The organism is Aeromicrobium sp. PFPM2_SD2, assembly GCF_057364525.1.
Genome location: NZ_JBNFNZ010000514.1, coordinates 1 through 1,624, shown reverse-complemented (window position 1 = coordinate 1,624; position 1,624 = coordinate 1). Strand labels below are relative to the sequence as shown.

The 1,624-nt window shown below is 73.3% G+C and carries 4 protein-coding genes; 1 reads left to right on the top strand and 3 read right to left on the bottom strand.

Going from position 1 to position 1,624, the window contains the following annotated elements; genetic code table 11:
- The 3 genes from AC2W7G_RS15775 to AC2W7G_RS15765 all read right to left on the bottom strand — a co-directional run.
- A partial coding sequence (locus AC2W7G_RS15775; RefSeq protein ID WP_485869273.1) for a hypothetical protein occupies positions 1–230 on the bottom strand: 230 nt, incomplete at its 3' end.
- A 93-nt stretch (positions 231–323) separates the two neighbouring features.
- The gene (gene rarD / locus AC2W7G_RS15770; RefSeq protein WP_485869272.1) at positions 324–1,028 is read right to left on the bottom strand and encodes an EamA family transporter RarD; all 705 of its coding nucleotides are present in this window, start codon (positions 1,026–1,028) and stop codon (positions 324–326) included.
- Complete coding sequence (locus AC2W7G_RS15765; protein WP_485869271.1) at positions 956–1,231, bottom strand: hypothetical protein; 276 nt, start codon at positions 1,229–1,231, stop codon at positions 956–958. Before AC2W7G_RS15765 ends, rarD begins: the two co-directional genes overlap by 73 nt.
- A 44-nt stretch (positions 1,232–1,275) precedes the next feature.
- Here AC2W7G_RS15765 and AC2W7G_RS15760 point away from each other — a divergent pair.
- The coding region (locus AC2W7G_RS15760) for a hypothetical protein (protein WP_485869270.1) at positions 1,276–1,624 on the top strand (349 nt) is incomplete at its 3' end.

The window sequence follows — 1,624 nt, the reverse complement described above, 5'->3', positions numbered from 1 at the left end:
CGCTCGACCGGCGCGAGGACCGGCTCGGTGGCGGGAGCGAGGCCCTTCGTGACCGACCCGGTGAGCGGTCCGGCGAGGTCGTCGACCAGGTCGGCGACGGGACGGGACCCTGACGGCTTCTCGGCGGCGTCCGCGCCGGAGGCCGAGACGAGCACCAGCACGGCCCAGGCGGCGCACGCGAGGACGGCCCAGGCCATGGCCCGGACGGTCGTGCGTGCGACCGCGGTCATCGTGCTCCTGCGCTCGAGGGCTTGCTGCCGTCGACGGTAAGCACGACCTCGCGGACGTGCACGCGGAACGTGCGCGAGCGGTGCCGTGACCCGTTAGCAGGCGACGTTCTCGGCCGCCTGGCGCAGCACCCGGCGGCGCGACGCGACGGCGTCGACGGTGAACAGCACCAGCGCCAGCCAGACCAGCACGAACCCGGCCCACCGTGCCCCGCTCATGTGCTCGTCGAAGACCAGGAGCCCGAAGACGAACTGCAGGATCGGGCCGAGGTACTGCAGGAGCCCGAGGGTGGTGAGGCTCAGTCGTGTCGCCGCGGCGCCGAACAGCAGCAGCGGCACCGCGGTGACCACGCCGGTGCCGGCGAGCAGCAGCGCGTTGACCGGGCCCTCGTGGCCGAAGACGAGCCCGCCGGTGACCTGCAGGAACACCAGGTAGGCGATCGCGACCGGGCTCAGCAGCGCGGTCTCCACCGCCAGCGACTCCACCGCGCCGAGCTGGGCCCGCTTCTTGAGGAAGCCGTAGATCGCGAACGACGCCGCCACGGTGAGCGCGACGTAGGGAAGACGTCCGTAGTCGACGGTCAGGACGACGACCGCGACGGCACCGACGCCGACCGCGACCCACTGCACCGGTCGCAGGTGCTCGCCGAGCACGAGGACGCCGAGCAGGACCGTGACGAGCGGGTTGATGAAGTAGCCCAGCGACGTCTCGATGACGTGCCCGTTCGTCACGCCCCAGATGAAGGCGCCCCAGTTGACCGCGATGACCACCGAGGCGACCGCGAGGAAGAGCAGCCGCACGGGGTCGCGCCACAGCACCCGGAAGGCGCCCCACCGGTGGTCACGGTGAGCAGGAGGGCGACGAAGCCGAGCGACCACACGACCCGGTGGCTGAGCGCCTCCAGCGAGCCGGCGGGCTCGAGCAGGGGCCAGTACAGCGGGAACAGCCCCCAGCACAGGTAGGCGCCGGCGCCGAGCGCCAGACCGGAGCGTGACTCGTCCACGTGCGCAGGCTATGCCCCCGCGGGGACGCCTAGACTGCTGGCCCGTGACCTTCTTCAGCTGGGACGTGCTCGGCCCGTCGACCGTCCTGCTGGGCGGTCTGGTCCTGGGCGTCCTGGTCGACCGGCTCGTCCCGCGCCGCACGTGGCTCGGCTCGGGCATCCCCGCGACCGCCGCGGTGGTCGCCGCCCTGGTGCTGGTCGTGGAGCAGGACCGGCCCGGCCTGCTGAGCCTCGTCGCCGCCCTGGGCGTCCTGCTCGTCGCGAACGTCGTCAACTACGAGGAGTCGATGCCCCCGGCGCTGTTCCACGCCGGGGTGCTGGTGTCGGCCCGCGGCGGCGTCGTCGCCGAGCGGGTCGGCCGACGTCGCCGGGGGCGGTCGTCGCCCTCGCCGT